This window comes from Mediterraneibacter torques (genome assembly GCF_044591705.1).
Classification (GTDB): Bacteria; Bacillota; Clostridia; order Lachnospirales; family Lachnospiraceae; genus Mediterraneibacter; species Mediterraneibacter torques.
The window spans coordinates 1,444,138-1,459,613 of record NZ_CP172594.1 but is presented as its reverse complement, the minus strand read 5'-3'; the positions used below and the strand labels follow the sequence as shown (position 1 = coordinate 1,459,613).

General features: G+C 43.7%; 15 protein-coding genes. 13 read left to right on the top strand and 2 right to left on the bottom strand.

All coding sequences use genetic code 11. From position 1 onward, the window contains the following. Window positions 1–29 precede the first annotated feature (29 nt). The 13 genes from cobS (at window position 30) to ACH9UM_RS06715 (ending at window position 13,786) form a co-directional block, all read left to right on the top strand. Window positions 30–794 carry an adenosylcobinamide-GDP ribazoletransferase gene (gene cobS, locus ACH9UM_RS06775; RefSeq protein ID WP_004845502.1) on the top strand — a complete coding sequence of 255 codons (765 nt, stop codon included), beginning with the start codon at window positions 30–32 and terminating at the stop codon, window positions 792–794. Then, entirely contained in the window at window positions 788–1,393 is a 606-nt protein-coding gene (locus tag ACH9UM_RS06770) for a histidine phosphatase family protein (protein ID WP_004845503.1), read from the top strand. Before cobS ends, ACH9UM_RS06770 begins: the two co-directional genes overlap by 7 nt. Next, window positions 1,390–2,346, top strand: coding sequence for an adenosylcobinamide-phosphate synthase CbiB (gene cbiB, locus ACH9UM_RS06765; RefSeq protein ID WP_004845504.1), 957 nt, complete (start codon window positions 1,390–1,392; stop codon window positions 2,344–2,346). Before ACH9UM_RS06770 ends, cbiB begins: the two co-directional genes overlap by 4 nt. Before the next feature lie 47 nt (window positions 2,347–2,393). After that, a complete protein-coding gene (locus tag ACH9UM_RS06760) occupies window positions 2,394–3,551 on the top strand; it encodes a histidinol-phosphate transaminase (protein WP_350308058.1) in 1,158 nt (385 codons plus the stop codon). Then, entirely contained in the window at window positions 3,454–4,983 is a 1,530-nt protein-coding gene (locus tag ACH9UM_RS06755; protein ID WP_009321072.1) for a cobyric acid synthase, read from the top strand. Before ACH9UM_RS06760 ends, ACH9UM_RS06755 begins: the two co-directional genes overlap by 98 nt. Then, window positions 4,962–5,885: a hydroxymethylbilane synthase gene (gene hemC / locus ACH9UM_RS06750; RefSeq protein WP_004845507.1), complete on the top strand. Its 924-nt coding sequence runs from the start codon at window positions 4,962–4,964 to the stop codon at window positions 5,883–5,885. Before ACH9UM_RS06755 ends, hemC begins: the two co-directional genes overlap by 22 nt. A 5-nt stretch (window positions 5,886–5,890) precedes the next feature. Beyond that, complete coding sequence (gene cobA / locus ACH9UM_RS06745; protein ID WP_004845508.1) at window positions 5,891–7,438, top strand: uroporphyrinogen-III C-methyltransferase; 1,548 nt, start codon at window positions 5,891–5,893, stop codon at window positions 7,436–7,438. Between the two features lie 58 nt (window positions 7,439–7,496). Then, the gene (locus tag ACH9UM_RS06740) at window positions 7,497–7,838 is read left to right on the top strand and encodes a DUF1648 domain-containing protein (RefSeq protein WP_004845509.1); all 342 of its coding nucleotides are present in this window, start codon (window positions 7,497–7,499) and stop codon (window positions 7,836–7,838) included. 18 nt (window positions 7,839–7,856) lie between these two features. Further along, window positions 7,857–8,336 (top strand): Cys-tRNA(Pro) deacylase, encoded by a 480-nt coding sequence (ybaK, locus tag ACH9UM_RS06735; protein WP_004845510.1) that lies wholly within the window; start codon window positions 7,857–7,859, stop codon window positions 8,334–8,336. Window positions 8,337–8,387: 51 nt separating this feature from the next. Next, window positions 8,388–9,314, top strand: a complete 927-nt coding sequence (locus tag ACH9UM_RS06730) for an ABC transporter permease (protein ID WP_004845511.1) — start codon at window positions 8,388–8,390, stop codon at window positions 9,312–9,314. A 43-nt stretch (window positions 9,315–9,357) separates the two neighbouring features. Next, the gene (locus ACH9UM_RS06725) at window positions 9,358–10,194 is read left to right on the top strand and encodes an ABC transporter permease (RefSeq protein WP_004845512.1); all 837 of its coding nucleotides are present in this window, start codon (window positions 9,358–9,360) and stop codon (window positions 10,192–10,194) included. Window positions 10,195–10,196: 2 nt separating this feature from the next. Further along, the gene (locus tag ACH9UM_RS06720; protein WP_004845513.1) at window positions 10,197–11,969 is read left to right on the top strand and encodes an ABC transporter ATP-binding protein; all 1,773 of its coding nucleotides are present in this window, start codon (window positions 10,197–10,199) and stop codon (window positions 11,967–11,969) included. A gap of 101 nt (window positions 11,970–12,070) precedes the next feature. Beyond that, entirely contained in the window at window positions 12,071–13,786 is a 1,716-nt protein-coding gene (locus ACH9UM_RS06715; protein WP_272107838.1) for a peptide ABC transporter substrate-binding protein, read from the top strand. 30 nt (window positions 13,787–13,816) lie between these two features. Here ACH9UM_RS06715 and sdaAA read toward each other — a convergent pair whose 3' ends face one another. Further along, window positions 13,817–14,677 carry an L-serine ammonia-lyase, iron-sulfur-dependent, subunit alpha gene (sdaAA, locus tag ACH9UM_RS06710; RefSeq protein ID WP_004845515.1) on the bottom strand — a complete coding sequence of 287 codons (861 nt, stop codon included), beginning with the start codon at window positions 14,675–14,677 and terminating at the stop codon, window positions 13,817–13,819. Further along, window positions 14,677–15,363 carry an L-serine ammonia-lyase, iron-sulfur-dependent subunit beta gene (gene sdaAB / locus ACH9UM_RS06705; RefSeq protein WP_004845516.1) on the bottom strand — a complete coding sequence of 229 codons (687 nt, stop codon included), beginning with the start codon at window positions 15,361–15,363 and terminating at the stop codon, window positions 14,677–14,679. The genes sdaAA and sdaAB overlap by 1 nt, the downstream gene beginning before the upstream one ends. Between the last annotated feature and the right edge of the window lie 113 nt (window positions 15,364–15,476).

The following is a 15,476-nucleotide window of genomic DNA, read 5'->3' as shown; positions in this document are numbered from 1 at the left end:
GATAAGATGTATGAGGAGACAAAAAGAAAATGAATATGCTGAAATCTTTGATAATTGCATTGGCTATGTATTCAAAACTTCCTGTTCCGAATATAGATTGGGATGAAAAAAATATGAGGTATGCCATGTGTTTTTTCCCGGTCGTAGGGGTGATTATAGGAGCGCTGGTATTCGGCGCAGGTCAGCTGATTCTGCGATATACAGAGTGCGGAAAACTCTTTTTTGCGGCGGTAATGACGATGATACCGGTCGCTGTGACAGGGGGGATTCATTTGGATGGGTTTGCGGATACGATCGATGCCGTCAGTTCTTATAAAGACAGAGAGAAAAAATTAGAGATTTTGAAAGATCCTCATACAGGAGCGTTTGCAGTGATCGGTCTGTGCGCCTATTTTCTTATTACGGCAGCTCTTTGGAGTGAAGTGAATCTTAAAACGCTGTCTCTTGCCGTATGGATGTATCCGATATCGAGAGCGCTGAGCGGACTTTCAGTCGTAAGTTTCAGATCAGCGAAAAGCAGCGGCTTGTTGAGAACATTTCAAGAGAGGGCGGATAGGAAGAGGACGCGGATCGTCTTATCTATATGGCTTATGTCTTTGGCAGCAGGAGCAATCTATATTTTTCGTGTTCAGGGTGCAATAATTGTAACGGCCGCGCTGCTTGTATTTTTCTATTATTATAAAATGAGTTTTAAACAGTTCGGCGGAATTACCGGAGATTTGGCGGGATATTTTTTACAGATATGTGAACTCGTCATGCTGACTGTTGTCGCCTTTTTGGGAGGAATATGTTGAAAATCATGTTAATCCGGCATTTTGCTACGCCGGGAAATGAAAAAAGACAGTATATCGGAAGTACGGATGAAGTGTTGTCGGAAAAGACCGCTTTTTTAAAGCGGAGTTATCCCATACCGGAATATATTATCGCAAGCCCCATGAAACGTTGTGTACAAACGGCAAAGCGGATTTGGGGTACGGATTTATCAGGGTGTCCTATCGTTTTGGAACCTTTGATGAGAGAGTGTGATTTCGGACAGTTTGAAGGAAAAACATATGAGCAGCTGAAAAAGAACGCCGCTTATATAAAGTGGCTGAAAAGCGGAGGGATAACGGCGTTTCCGGGAGGAGAGGATCAGGAAGAATTCCGAAAGCGCTGTGTGGAAGGAATGAAAAAACAGGTCAGATTTTTGATTGCCCGACATGTGAAATATGCGGCGTTTGTCGTTCATGGCGGTACGATCATGGCGGTGATGCACGCTCTTTACGAAGAAAAAAAAGATTTTTATAACTGGCAGGTGGAGAATGGAAGCGGTTATCTTGTATCTGTATCGGAGAAGGAATGGGAGAATGGAATTGAACTGCTGAAAAATGCGGAGAAAAGGAGCGGAAGATGATGTCGTTGGCTGCTTGTGTGACCGGATTTTTTTTGGATCGTCTGTTTGGAGATCCGGTATGGCTGTATCATCCGGTGAGAATGATCGGAAATATGATTTCATTTTTGGAAAAGAGACTGAGAAAAGAAAATGATAAGAAAAATATGACGGCAGGAGGGGTCTTATGGATTATTGTAGCGATCCTTTCGTTTGGGATTCCGTTTGCGGGACTGAGGGTGGCGCAGAATATCCATCCGTTGATCTGCTTTTTCTTAGAGTCGTTTTGGTGCTATCAGATCTTTGCGGCAAAATCTCTGAGTGAAGAAAGCAAAAAAGTGTATTACTGTTTAAAGAGAAATGATATGAAGGAGGCGCGAAGAGCGGTTTCTATGATTGTCGGGAGAGATACGGAAAACCTGACCGAAGAAGGTGTGACAAAGGCTGCGGTTGAGACGGTAGCGGAAAATACATCTGACGGAGTGACAGCTCCTCTTCTTTATATGATGCTTGGAGGAGCGCCTCTTGGGTTTTTATATAAAGCGGTAAATACGATGGATTCTATGCTCGGGTATAAGAATGAAAAATATTTGTATTTCGGGAAAATACCGGCGAAGATGGATGATGTATTTAACTTTATTCCTGCCCGTGTGACGGCGATGTTTATGGTATGTGCAAGTTTTCTTGCGGGATTAGACGGGAAAAATGCATGGAGGATATATTTGCGTGACAGACGAAAACATGCAAGTCCTAATGCTGCCCAGACAGAATCGGTCTGTGCCGGAGCGCTTAGAATCCGGCTCGCCGGAGATGCAGTTTATTTTGGGAAAGTTTATAAAAAGGAGTTTATCGGAGATGATCTTCGTCCGATTGACCCGGAAGATATTATAAAAGCAGGGAGATTAATGTATGTTACGGCATTGTTAATGATGTTTGTTTTCGGAGGAATAAAATTATGCACTGTACTCATCATGTGATCTTTTGCCGGATTTTCGTCAGATAAGACAAAAGAAGGAGACTGAATATGCAATATACACATGGAGGCGATATATATACATATGGAGAGATGATTGATTTCTCCGTAAATATCAACCCTCTCGGTCCGTCTAAGAAAGTGATCGAGGCGGCGAAAAGAGCGCTTTTGCAGTCAGCGGCATATCCGGACTGTAAATGTAGGAAATTAAGGGAAAAACTGGCAGACAGGCTTCGGGTGGACGAGAGGATGTTTGCATTTGGAAACGGGGCGGCAGAACTGCTCTATACTCTTGTCCTGGCAGAAAAATCGAAGAAAGCTCTCCTCCCCATTCCCTCGTTTTCAGAATATGAGCAGGCGTTAAAAACAGTTGGATGCGAAATAAAATACTATCAAACGAAAAAAAATAATGGTTTTTGTATAGATTATGATTTCTTAGAAGAACTAACAGAAGATGTGGATATCATTTTTTTATGTTCTCCTTGCAATCCGTCGGGGAAAAAAACGGATATCGAACTCCTAAAAGAAGCCGCAAAACGATGTGAGCAGAAAAAGATTCGTTTTGTGTTGGATGAGTGCTTTCTTGAATTTGAAAAAGAGCCGGAAAGTCTTTTTGATAAAATAAACATCGTTCATTATCCTCACTTGTTTTTGCTTCGGGCTTTTACGAAGACATATGCGATCCCGGGGATCAGGTTAGGGTATGGGTTGACATCTGATGAAAAATTGTTGGAGAATATGGAGAAGATGCGCCAGCCGTGGAATGTGTCGGTGATCGCCCAGGAGGCGGGCATAGCGGCGCTTGATGAAAAAGACCGGGTAGAAAAAATGCGCCGTATGATACAGATAGAACGGATGGAGATAGAGAAACAATTAGATATATTAAAAATTGATTTTGTTTCTTCAGATGCTAATTTCATTCTTATATATAGTGAAATCAATCTGTTTGAAGAACTTTTGCAATACGGGATCTTGATCAGAGACTGTGCAAATTACCGTGGACTTGAAACAGGGTGGTATCGGATAGCAGTGAAGCAAAGATATGAAAATGAACAACTGCTGAAAGCATTGAAGGAGATTATAGAAAGAAACAGACAGGAGGCGGACATAGATGGCAAAACCGATCATGATACAGGGAACGATGTCGAATGTAGGGAAGAGTGTGCTGGCAGGCGCTCTTTGCCGCATCTTGAAGGAGGACGGTTATAAAACAGCTCCCTTTAAATCACAGAATATGGCATTAAATTCCTATATTACAAAAGAGGGACTGGAGATGGGAAGGGCGCAGGTAATGCAGGCAGAAGCGGCAGGAATCGAGCCGAGTGCGGATATGAACCCGATCCTTTTAAAACCGACAAATGATACAGGATCACAGATTATCGTCAGAGGCAGACCTTTCGGAATGATGTCTGCGTCTGAGTATTATAAGCGGAAAAAAGAATTTATTCCTTCGATTATGGAATCATACAGAAAATTGGACGAAACGTATGATGTCATTGTGATCGAAGGAGCGGGAAGTCCGGCGGAGATCAATTTAAAGAAAGACGATATTGTCAATATGGGGTTTGCGAAAATGGCAGATGCTCCGGTACTGCTTGTCGGAGATATTGACAGAGGCGGTGTATTTGCACAGCTTGCGGGAACGATGCTCCTGCTTGAGGAAGAAGAAAAAAAGCGTGTTAAAGGAACGATTATCAATAAATTTCGCGGAGACGTATCGATTTTAAAACCCGGACTTCGGATGTTGGAAGAAAAGATAAATACTTCTGTACTTGGAGTTATCCCGTATTTTCATCTTGATATTGAAGATGAAGACAGTTTGACAGAGCGGTTTCGGAAAAAGAGCAGATCAGGTCTTGCAAAAATCGCGGTTATACGTCTTCCCAGGATTTCTAATTTTACGGATATAGCTCCGCTTGAAGCAGTGGATGAACTCGACGTGTCCTATGTGTCAAACATTTCTCAATTTGGAGATCCTGATGTTGTGATCATCCCGGGAAGCAAAAATACGATCAGCGATCTTTTGTGGATGAGGCAAAACGGTTTGGAAGGGAAAATACTGCGCCATGCGGCAAAAGGAGGCATCGTATTCGGTATTTGCGGAGGATATCAGATGCTCGGACAGTCGATCAGCGATCCGACGGGGGCAGAACAAAAAGGAACGGTTCGCGGGATGGGACTTCTGCCGGTGACGACAGTGTTTGAACAGGAAAAAAGAAGGACAAGAGTTTCAGGAAGGTTTGCCAAAGTAGGCGGAGCGCTTGCAGAAATGAGCGGTGTATGTTATGAAGGATATGAGATCCATATGGGGAGAACGGTTTTGTCCAAGGGGACTGTTCCGCTTGTCTATATGGAAGAGGAAGGAGAACAGCGGCAGGACGGAGCGCAGAGCGATCATGTATATGGCTGTTATATGCATGGGATTTTCGATATGTCTGAAACGGTCAAAACATTTTTGGCGGCAGTTTTAAGAAAAAAAGGAATAGATCCGTCGAAAATTACAGTGCGTGACAGAAACGCATATAAAGAAGAACAGTATGACCGGCTTGCGTCAATAGTAAGAGAGAACCTGAACATGGAGGCTGTGTATAAGATTATAGAGAAAGGAAACGAAGCGTCATGCAGTCTGTTATCAGAATAGGGAGCAGAGAAAGCAGGCTTGCGGTAAAGCAGGCGGAAATTATAAAAGATCAGATTAGGCGATGTGACCAAACGATTTTAGTTGAGATCATCACGATGAAAACGACAGGGGATAAGATCCTTGACAGGAGTTTGGAATCTGTCGGAGGAAAAGGACTTTTTGTAAAAGAATTAGATCAGGCTCTGGCAGACGGAAGGATCGATCTTGCCGTTCACAGTCTAAAAGATATGCCGATGGAAGAATCTTCTGAATTTCCGATTCTTGCATACAGCAGACGGGAAGATCCAAGGGATGTGCTTATTTATAAAAGTGAAAAAAAAGAACAGGGAACAGAGGAAGGGTCTATACTCACAAAAACAGGCGCTGTTATAGGAACTTCCAGTAAAAGGCGCATGATACAGATTCAGAAATTGTATCCGAATGCAGTGTTTCAAGGAATCCGCGGAAACATACAGACAAGACTTAGTAAATTAAACAAAGAAGAATACGATGCGGCGGTGCTTGCAGCCGCCGGGGTGAAGCGGCTGAATATGGAAGCGGTGATCGGAAGGTACTTTTCGGTAGATGAGGTGATCCCTGCTGCGGGACAGGGAATTTTGGCAGTTCAGGGGAGAAAAGAATTTTTGAAAGATACAGTGTGGCGTCAATATGTGGATGATAAAAAGAGCAGAGTACAGGCTCTGGCAGAACGTAGTTTTATCCGTGTGCTTGACGGGGGATGCACATCTCCGAGTGCGGCTTATGCAAAAGTAAAGGGAAATGAATTGGAACTGACAGGACTGTATTACAATGAAAAAAGCGGACAGTATTTTGTGAAAAAGGCAGCTTCTTATATTGAAGACGCTTCAAGTCTCGGAGAAAGACTTGCCTTGACAATGAAAAAGCAGTTTGGGGAAAGGTGAGAAAGATGGAACAGAGTTTATATGGAAAGGTATGGATCGCAGGGGCAGGTCCGGGAGATGCGGGATTACTGACTTTGCGGACTGCGGAATTGATCGAAGAGGCAGATGTCATCGTATATGACGCTCTTTTAAGCGCAGAGATACTAAGCCGTATTCCGCGGGAAACAGAAACAATTTATGTCGGAAAACATGCGGGAAACCATCCGGTTCCTCAAGAAGAGATCAATCAGATTCTCGTAAGAGAAGCAAAAAAAGGGAAAAGAGTATTGCGTCTCAAAGGCGGAGATCCATTCGTGTTCGGAAGAGGCGGAGAAGAAATAGAGATACTTAGAAATGAAAAGATTTCTTTCGAAATTATTCCGGGAATCACTTCTTCAGTAGCAGTTCCGGCTTATGCGGGGATTCCGGTGACTCATCGAGATTATACCTCATCCTTTCATGTGATTACAGGACATACGAGAAGAGATGTAAAACCCGACATTGATTACGAGGCTCTTGTAAAATTAAATGCAACTTTGATCTTTCTTATGGGTGTGTCGGCAATGGAAACGATTCTGACGGAACTGATAAAAGCCGGAATGCCGGAAGATATGCCTGCGGCTGTGATAGAGCGGGGAACGACTGCGAGACAAAGGCAGGTGTGTGCGACTGTAAAAACATTAAAGCAGCAGGCAGATGAGGCGAAGATCAAAGCGCCTGCGATTATCGTAGTAGGAAAAGTGTGTTCTTTGTCAGAAGAGTTTCACTGGATAAAAGACAGGATTTTGGGAGGAAAGCAATTTTTGGTGACAAGACCGAGGCAGAATAGTTCCGCTCTGGCAAAACGCCTGCGAAATCTCGGGGCACAGGTGATCGAGATGCCGTCTATTCATACAGTAGCGATCGATCCGAATGAGAGGCTGAAAAAGGCATTAGGGGAAATTCAACATTCCGAAAAAGAGGAATGGTTTGTTTTTACAAGTCCTATAGGAGTACATGTATTTTTTGAACAATTAGAAAAAGAAGCATGGGATATGAGAAGGCTGCTCGCAGGAAAAGCACAGATAAAAATCGCGGCCATCGGTTCTGCGACGGCGGCTGCATTAAAAGAACACGGACTGTTTGCAGATATCGTGCCGAAGATTTATAATGCAGGAGAGTTGGGAAAAACACTTGCAGAAAATATTTCAGAGTATAGTGCGGTTACGATCTTTCGGGCAGAGGAAGGATCTTTAGAACTGCTTCCGCCTCTTATGGAAACAGGCGTCCCGGTAAACGATATTGCATTATATCGGACCGAATATGAAGTCTCCTCTTTACTTAGGCACAAGATAGAAAAGATGTTCCAAAAAGAGGAGATCGATGCAGTTACTTTTACAAGCGCCTCAACGGTAAAAGGGTTTGTCAAAGCAATAAAAAACGTAGAACTTCAAAATGTGTCTGCCGTTTGTATCGGAGAACAAACAGCGGCCGAAGCAAGGAAATACGGAATGAAGATTCAAGTCGCAAAACGGGCGGATATGGATGCAATGACAGAGAAGATTGTGGAATGTTTCGGAAATGTGAATTTTTAAAAATTTAAAATGACGAGCAGGTTATCCGGTTTGAAAATTATGGAAAGAAGGAATAATTATGTCGTTTTTAAACAGTAGAAAAGTATCATGGATTATTTTTGGAATCACTCTTTTGACTGCAGTAGTAAGTTTATTTTTTCTGCCGGATATTATACCGGTTCATTTTGGCATATTAGGAACGCCGGATGGATGGGATTATAAAATGGGAATTTTGTTATTTCCGATTTTGCAATTTTTCCTTTTGTTTTTGACAGGCAGGAAAAAAGTAAAAGATTTTATGTTTCGTTTTGCTCGGACTCCGCTGAATAGCATTCAGTATAATTGGGCGGTAGATGGTCTGTTATTGTTTATTTTCTTTGTAGAAATTTGGATTATCACAGAAGCATTTCGGTATAGATAGAATTCGGAAGGAAGAATAATGGGAAAAAATAAAGAAAAAACAAATGTAATGAGGATTTTAGATCAGAAGAAGATTGCATATGAAAGCTATAGTTATGTTGATACGGGAGCGGTAAGCGGAATTGAAGTAGCGGAAGTTTTGGGTGAAAATCCTGATATGGTGTTTAAAACTCTTGTGACGGTCGGAAAATCAAAAACGAATTATGTCTTTGTCATTCCGGTTAACTGTGAACTGGATCTAAAGAAAGCGGCACATGCCGTAAAAGAAAAAAGTGTTGAAATGCTAAAATCAAAAGAACTGCTTCCCCTTACCGGATATGTTCACGGCGGATGTTCTCCGATTGGAATGAAAAAACAGTTTACGACAGTGATACATAAAACGGCAAAAAACTTTGAAACGATGATTTTCAGCGGCGGCAAGATCGGATATCAGGTAGAACTTAGTCTGGAAGATCTTCTGAAAGTCATTCCGGCAAAGCTGGAGGATGTGACGGAATAAAACGGCAGAGCAAAGAAAAAAACAGGGTCTGAACAAGGAGGTGAAAGGGCAATGATGCGTTACACATGGAAAAGAATATTGACTGGGATAGTATCATTGTTCCTTCTTGCCACGGTCACTTTTTTTCTCGTAAGGCTGATACCGGGAAGTCCGTTTCAAAGAGGCGGCGTTTCGGAGCAGGTTGTGGAAGCTGTGGAAGAAGAATATGGGTTGAACGATCCGCTGATCGAGCAGTATCTGTCATATATGGGAAATCTTTTAAAAGGAGATCTGGGGATTTCTTATCAGGATCCGGGTACATCGGTGGAAGAGATTATCGGACGGGCAGCTCCGCTTACGGTGTCGCTCGGACTTTCGGCATTGATCGTATCAGTGATCGTCGGTACGGGATGCGGGGTGTTCTATGCCGCGTCGGAAAAAAGGGCAGTGAAAAAGGTAATCGGATCATTAGGAATGCTGGCGGCGGGCATTCCCGGTTTTGCCGCTGCGATTCTTCTGTTAATGGTATTCAGTGTAAAATTAAAATGGTTTCCTTCGTCGGGTTTATTTTCTTTTTCACATTATATTTTACCGGTTACGGCATTGTCGCTTTATCCGACGGCTGTGATCACCCGAATGACAGGACATGCATTGGATGAGGAGATGGCAAAAGATTACGTTCTTTTTGCCAGGGCAAAAGGATTGAAAAAGAGCAGGATCATTTTTACTCATGCGTTAAAAAACGCATGGTTTCCGGTATTGAATTATATCGGTCCGGCATCGGCGTTTCTGCTTACGGGAAGTTTTGCCATAGAGAGCGTGTTTACGATTCCGGGTCTGGGAAGAGAGTTTGTCATGTCGATTGCAAACAGAGATTATACTCTTATTCTCGGATTGACTGTATTTATGGGAACAGTTGTTATTCTTCTTAATTTGCTCACAGATCTGCTTGGGGCATGGCTTGATCCAAGTGTCAGAAGAGCTTACAGAAAGAAATAAGAAAAAACTTGTGTCAGGAACCGGCGGGAGGTGTGACAAAAATATGCGGAAAGAAAACAGAATAAGCAGTAAAAAAAGAAAGGGATATAGGGATGAAAAAGCGGCGCTTATCATCCTTTTGATCTGGATCTTTCTGGCAGTATGCGTACCTTTATTCGGGCCTTATTCTCCGACGGAACAAAATGCGGAAATACGGAACCAGCCAATGTCGTTGATTCATTTTTTCGGTACAGACGAGTTTGGAAGAGATAATTTTACACGGGTTTGGTATGGAGCAGGCATTAGTCTTGTGATCGGCGTGGGAAGTTCTCTGATCAATGGGATGATCGGTATTTTGTACGGTGCTGTAGCGGGGTATCGTGGGAAACGCATCGATATGATTCTGATGAGAGCAGCGGATGTGATTGCCGCGATCCCGTCGATTTTATATGTTATACTGATAACGCTCGTTATGGGACCGGGGATAAAAAGCATGATCTTCGGGATTTGTATTGCCGGCTGGATCGATATGGCGCGTGTCGTACGGGGGGAGATGATCCGTTTAAAAGAAACAGATTTTGCGGCGGCGGCAAAGATAGATGGTATATCGGGCATTCGGATTTTGTTTAGACATCTGCTTCCGAACGCACTGGGGATGATAGTCGTAAACTTCTTGTTTCTGATACCGCAGGCGATTTTTACAGAAGCATTTTTAAGCTTTTTGGGGGTGGGATTATCTGCGCCGACGGCAAGTCTCGGAACATTGATACAGGAAGGACGAGACAGGATGATTCTTTATCCGTGTGAACTTTTGGCGCCTCTTATTACGTTGTGTGTGCTTTTGGTCGTGTTTCATATACTTGCAATGGCGATGGAAAGAAGAGGAGGGCAGACAGATTGAATATGCTGGATGTAAGATCACTTTATGTAACGTATTTGTCTGAGGAAGAACGCGTTGAAGCTGTACGGGGGATAGATTTTTCGGCGGAAGAAGGAAAAGTGACGGGAATCGTAGGCGAATCCGGTTCAGGCAAGAGTACGGCAATGCTGGCTGTGATGGGACTTTTGGATCATAAAGCCGCTGTAGAGGCAGAGAAAGTGTCTCTTTTTGGAAATACTGTCAGAGCAGGAGACAATGCGGCCATTATTTTTCAAGATCCTTTAAAATGTCTGAATCCGACAGTGAAGATCGGCAGACAGATTGCCGAGACTGTGCGGAATAGGAAAAAATGTACATGGCGGGAGGCAAAGAAAAGATCGGAAGAACTATTGGATTCGGTTGGTATCCGCCACCCCAGGTTAAGGATGAAACAATATCCTTTTGAACTTTCCGGAGGAATGAGACAAAGAGTTGTTATTGCGATTGCCCTTGCCTGCGAACCGAATCTGATCGTGGCAGACGAACCTACGACGGCGCTTGACGCGGCGATGCAGGTCAGAGTAATCCGGCTGTTGAAAAAAATAGTAAAAGAAACAAATACAGCTCTTCTTCTTGTAAGTCATAATATGGGGGTGATCGCTGCAGCTTGTGATTACGTTTATGTTATGAAAGACGGAAAAATGATAGAGAACGGATGTGCAGATGATATTTTCTACAATCCACAGACTGAATATACAAAGAAACTTCTGTCTGATGCAACGGCAGAACAGCTTCTTGTAAAAGAAAAAGTGTTTGCTGCTCAGGAAAATCCGCTGTTTACGGTAAGACATTTGAAAAAGCGGTTTCAAAACGAAGAAGGGGTGAACGATGTGTCGTTTGATATTTGTGAGGGTGAAGTGTTTGCTCTTGCAGGAGAAAGCGGCAGTGGAAAAACGACGCTGGCAAAAATACTTACAGGGCTGGAACAGCCTGACAGTGGGGAAGTGTTTTGCAGGGGAGAAAGAGTAGATCGAAAAAACAGAAAAAGAAACAAAAATATGCATGGGAAAGTCAGGATGATATTTCAAGATCCGTATTCATCCCTGAATCCGTGCATGACGATAAACGAAATGTTGACGGAAACGCTTCGGGCGAAAGAAAAACAAATAAAGTTTGATCAAAAGGAAAGGAAAAAAGACCGGCAAAGACAGATAGAACAGATGCTTACGCGCGTAGGATTGAGTAGTTTAGACGGGAAACGGTATCCAAGAGAACTTTCAGGCGGGCAGCGTCAGAAAGCGGCAATCGCCAGGGCGCTCCTTTTAGAGCCGGAACTTCTCATTTGTGATGAAGCTGTTTCTTCATTAGATGCAGCGACAAGAACGCAGATATTGGATCTGCTGCTGCGAGTAGTAAAAGAAAAAAAGATCGCCTGTTTGTTTATTTCGCATGACATGGCGCTGATTCGCCGGATCAGTCACAGGACAGGCGTTCTCTACAAAGGAACACTGGCGGAATGCGCAAAAACCCGGGATTTATGCAGGGATCCGTGGCATCCGTATACGAAAGCACTTCTCGATTCGGTAATGCCGCCTGATCCGTTGAAGGCAAGAAAACAAAAAGTACCTGCAGTGCATGAAGGAAAATCAGAAGGAGGCTGTCCGTATTTCGGATCTTGCGGATATAAGATGGAAATGTGCAAAGACGCAGCCCCTGAAATGTATGATTTTGAAGGCAGAGCAGTTTCCTGTCACCTTTATTCCAAACAACAACGCGCCGGAAGAAATCCGAATTATAAGATGACATCTCAGATATAAAAAAGCAAAATCACGAAAACTACAGATATAGAAACGGACATCGGTATAGATGAATTGTTGCACAAAGAATCGGGAATCATGAAAATAGGAGATAAATAAAAGTGAGATACAGAAAAAATATAAAAGGCGGGGAAAAAAAGATTATAGATCAGAAGACCATCCTGAAAACAGTGTCGAGAGGAACAGCTTTGTTTTTGGCGGCGGTATTGTTTGCGGGAAGTATCCTGACAGGGTGTGCAAGTACAGAAAAATCGTCAAAAAGCAGGAAAAACAACGGCAGTGCCGATCATGAGATTACAGTTGCGATCAACAGTGAAACCGGATCGTTAGATCCGGCAGGATCAATCGCTTTGACGTATCTTGCATATTCGGTAAGCGCTTTAGACGAACTGCTGACCTTTGATGAAAACGGAGAAATCGAGTACCGTGCGGCACAGTCTTACGAAGTAAATGAAGATTTTACAACGTGGACGTTTCATTTGCGAAAAGATGCGCTTTGGTCTGACGGAGGAGAAGTGACATCGGCAGATTTTAAGAATACGATCGTAAGAGCGTTAGACCCTGAATCGGGAAGCGGATATGCAGTTTATCTTTTTCCGATTTTAAATGCAGAAAAAATTTATAATAAAGAGGCGGATATAGAGACGCTGGGAGTTGAGCTTCCCGATGATAAGACGATTGTTTTTCATCTTGAAAAGCCGTGCGTATATTTTCTTGATCTTCTCCGGCTCCCGGTATATACGCCTTCCTGCTCGAAATATGCGGATGCTGCTAACCGTGGCTGGGAGAAAGATCCGAAGACGAGTTTATCAAACGGTCCTTTTTATTTGGCTGAATATGTACCGAATCAGTATTTTACGCTGAAAAAAAATGAATATTACTGGGGAAAGGACAATATCAGCTTAGAGAAGATCACCTATCGTTTTTTTGATGACACACAGTCTATGGCAGCGGCTTATGAAACGGGAGAAGTTGATGTGGCAACAGCGCTTCCTTCTTCGGTCATGGAATTATATGACGGAAAAGAAGATCTGTTTGTGACAGATCAGATTGCGACACGATATATTTATTTTAATCTGAATGTGAAGCCGTTTGACGATGTCCGTGTGAGGGAGGCGTTTAATCTTGCGGTTGACAGAGAAGAGTTGTGCAAGATTGTCGGAGAAGACACAGAGCCGACGTATAATCTGGTGGCAAAATATATGAAAGACAAAAATACGGGGAAATATTTTACGGAGGAGGCAGAACAGCCTTTTGAAGAAAATATAGAACGGGCACAGAAACTTTTGGCAGAAGCCGGATATCCCGAAGGAAAAGGATTTCCTGAACTGACATATAGCTATCCGTCTTTGGAACTTGACTCGGACACGGCGCAGGTTATCCGGGAACAGTTGAAGAAAAACCTCAATATAGAGATCAAGTTAAACGCTCAAGAATTACAGACAAATTACAGTATGCGTCATGCCGGTAATTTTGATCTGTGCCGGATGAACTGGACAGCGGACTTTTCTGATCCATACACATATCTTTCGATGCTTCTGTCGGATAGTACGTATAATTGCAGTGGGATCAAAAATGAACAGTATGATGAACTTGTCCGAAGATCGGATTCCGAAACAGATCCTGTAAAACGGTCTGCGCTGATGCATGAAGCGGAACAACTGGCAGTCGGAGAACAGTTTTATATACTTCCGCTTTATGCGATGAAGAGCGTTAATCTTGTGAACCCGAAGATCGAAGGAATTCGTCAGATTCCGGCGAGCGGCGCTTTGGAATATCGATATGCGAAAATCAGGACCGGTCATTCGGAGAAATAACCGGTCTGCACGCTGCAAAATATTTTCTGCTCACTGACAGAGGGAACATCCCGTAGAAGTAGCTGCACAGCCGCCGAGAGCGGTTTCGCGGTATTCGGCAGGAAGTCTCTTTCCTGCGGTATACATAGCGTCTAACATTTCGTCAAAGGGGATGAGTTGCCGGACTCCGCTTAAAACAATTTCGGCTGCGGTTAATGCGTTGGCGACACCCGATGCGTTGCGCATCTGACAGGGGCATTCCACAAGACCGCCGACAGGGTCGCATACAAGTCCGAGCATATTCATCAGTACGGTGGACGCGGCGTCAAGGCATTGCCGCGCAGTACCCTGCATCAGTTCGACTGCGGCAGAAGCGGCCATTGCCGAGGCGACTCCGACCTCTGCCTGACAGCCGCCCACAGCGCCGGCAACAGTAGCGTTGCGCATGGCAAGACAGCCGACGGCCCCTGCATTAAAAAGGACACGGATAATATCGTTGTCAGAGAAATCATATGTCTCCTGAAGCGCAAGAAGCAGTCCGGGAACGATTCCCGCAGACCCGGCTGTAGGCGCGGCAACGATCAGTCCCATAGAGGCGCTTGTTTCGAGGATTGACATGGAGTAAGTAATTGCCCGGCTTAATGGGTCTTTACAGATGCTTTTCCCGGAACTGAGATGTTCACTTAGAAGTTTTGCTTCGCCTCCGATGAGTCCGCCTATGGAATGTTTTGGATTTTCAACAGAGGAATGGGCAGATTCTTTCATGATCTGCCATGTTTTTCCCATCTGGTTTATAATGTCCTTTCGTGTTCTTTCCGTAAAAGTTTCTTCCCGTATCAGCATGATCTCTGAAATAGGACATTCGTTTGTTTCACATAATCCGATCAGCTGCTGTCCGCTTTTAAAATCCATTAAAATTCTCCTTTCTCATTCGGAAGTACGAGCATGACGTCATGTACATAAGGATTTTCTTTGATTCGTCCGGCTACTGTCTGAGGAACGATTCCGTCAGATTCGACGATGCTGTACGCCGTACACCCTTTTTCTTCCCGGTAAAGCTTCATATAAGCTATATTGACGTTCATTTCGCTTAAGCAGTTTGTGATGTGTGCGATCACTCCGGGTTTGTCCTGTTGAATGACGATAAGAGTGCTGTATTCTCCGGTAAAATCAACTTCCACTTCGTTGATTCTTGCGATTCGGATTTTTCCTCCTCCGACCGATTCTCCTCGAACGATGAGTTTTTGTCCGTTTTCGTCAGTCATATGGATGTCTACTGTGTTAGGGTGAATTTCGGTTTCTGTTGTATTTGCCGTAAACGAATACTGAAGTCCGCGCTCATCGGCGATAGAAAATGAATCCGGAATCCGTCTGTCGTCGGTTGAAAATCCCATGATCCCTCCGAGCAGGGCGCGGTCTGTTCCGTGGCCTTTATATGTGCGGGCAAAAGACCCGTAAAGAATAAAATCAGCTTTTTTAATGGCGGCGTTCGGCATCTTTCCTGCAAGAAGGGCGATTGCCGCAGCGCCGGCCGTGTGCGAACTGGACGGACCGATCATGTTCGGACCGAGCACATCGAATACACTGATAAATGACATAAAAGTTCCTCCTGTTCTTTTTGTTGACGCTCATATAGAGGTAGTATATCATGTTTTCAAATAAGAATGTAGGTTCAGAGAAGAAAAGATGCGTTTATTGTGTATAGAAAAGC

Bases quoted from the DNA above. Each gene is read 5' to 3' on its own strand.
- cobS (WP_004845502.1), top strand. From the start codon at position 30: ATGAATATGCTGAAATCTTTGATAATTGCATTGGCTATGTATTCAAAA.
- ACH9UM_RS06770 (WP_004845503.1), top strand. From the start codon at position 788: ATGTTGAAAATCATGTTAATCCGGCATTTTGCTACGCCGGGAAATGAA.
- cbiB (WP_004845504.1), top strand. From the start codon at position 1,390: ATGATGTCGTTGGCTGCTTGTGTGACCGGATTTTTTTTGGATCGTCTG.
- ACH9UM_RS06760 (WP_350308058.1), top strand. From the start codon at position 2,394: ATGCAATATACACATGGAGGCGATATATATACATATGGAGAGATGATT.
- ACH9UM_RS06755 (WP_009321072.1), top strand. From the start codon at position 3,454: ATGGCAAAACCGATCATGATACAGGGAACGATGTCGAATGTAGGGAAG.
- hemC (WP_004845507.1), top strand. From the start codon at position 4,962: ATGCAGTCTGTTATCAGAATAGGGAGCAGAGAAAGCAGGCTTGCGGTA.
- cobA (WP_004845508.1), top strand. From the start codon at position 5,891: ATGGAACAGAGTTTATATGGAAAGGTATGGATCGCAGGGGCAGGTCCG.
- ACH9UM_RS06740 (WP_004845509.1), top strand. From the start codon at position 7,497: ATGTCGTTTTTAAACAGTAGAAAAGTATCATGGATTATTTTTGGAATC.
- ybaK (WP_004845510.1), top strand. From the start codon at position 7,857: ATGGGAAAAAATAAAGAAAAAACAAATGTAATGAGGATTTTAGATCAG.
- ACH9UM_RS06730 (WP_004845511.1), top strand. From the start codon at position 8,388: ATGATGCGTTACACATGGAAAAGAATATTGACTGGGATAGTATCATTG.
- ACH9UM_RS06725 (WP_004845512.1), top strand. From the start codon at position 9,358: ATGCGGAAAGAAAACAGAATAAGCAGTAAAAAAAGAAAGGGATATAGG.
- ACH9UM_RS06720 (WP_004845513.1), top strand. From the start codon at position 10,197: ATGCTGGATGTAAGATCACTTTATGTAACGTATTTGTCTGAGGAAGAA.
- sdaAA (WP_004845515.1), bottom strand. From the start codon at position 14,677: ATGGATTTTAAAAGCGGACAGCAGCTGATCGGATTATGTGAAACAAAC.
- sdaAB (WP_004845516.1), bottom strand. From the start codon at position 15,363: ATGTCATTTATCAGTGTATTCGATGTGCTCGGTCCGAACATGATCGGT.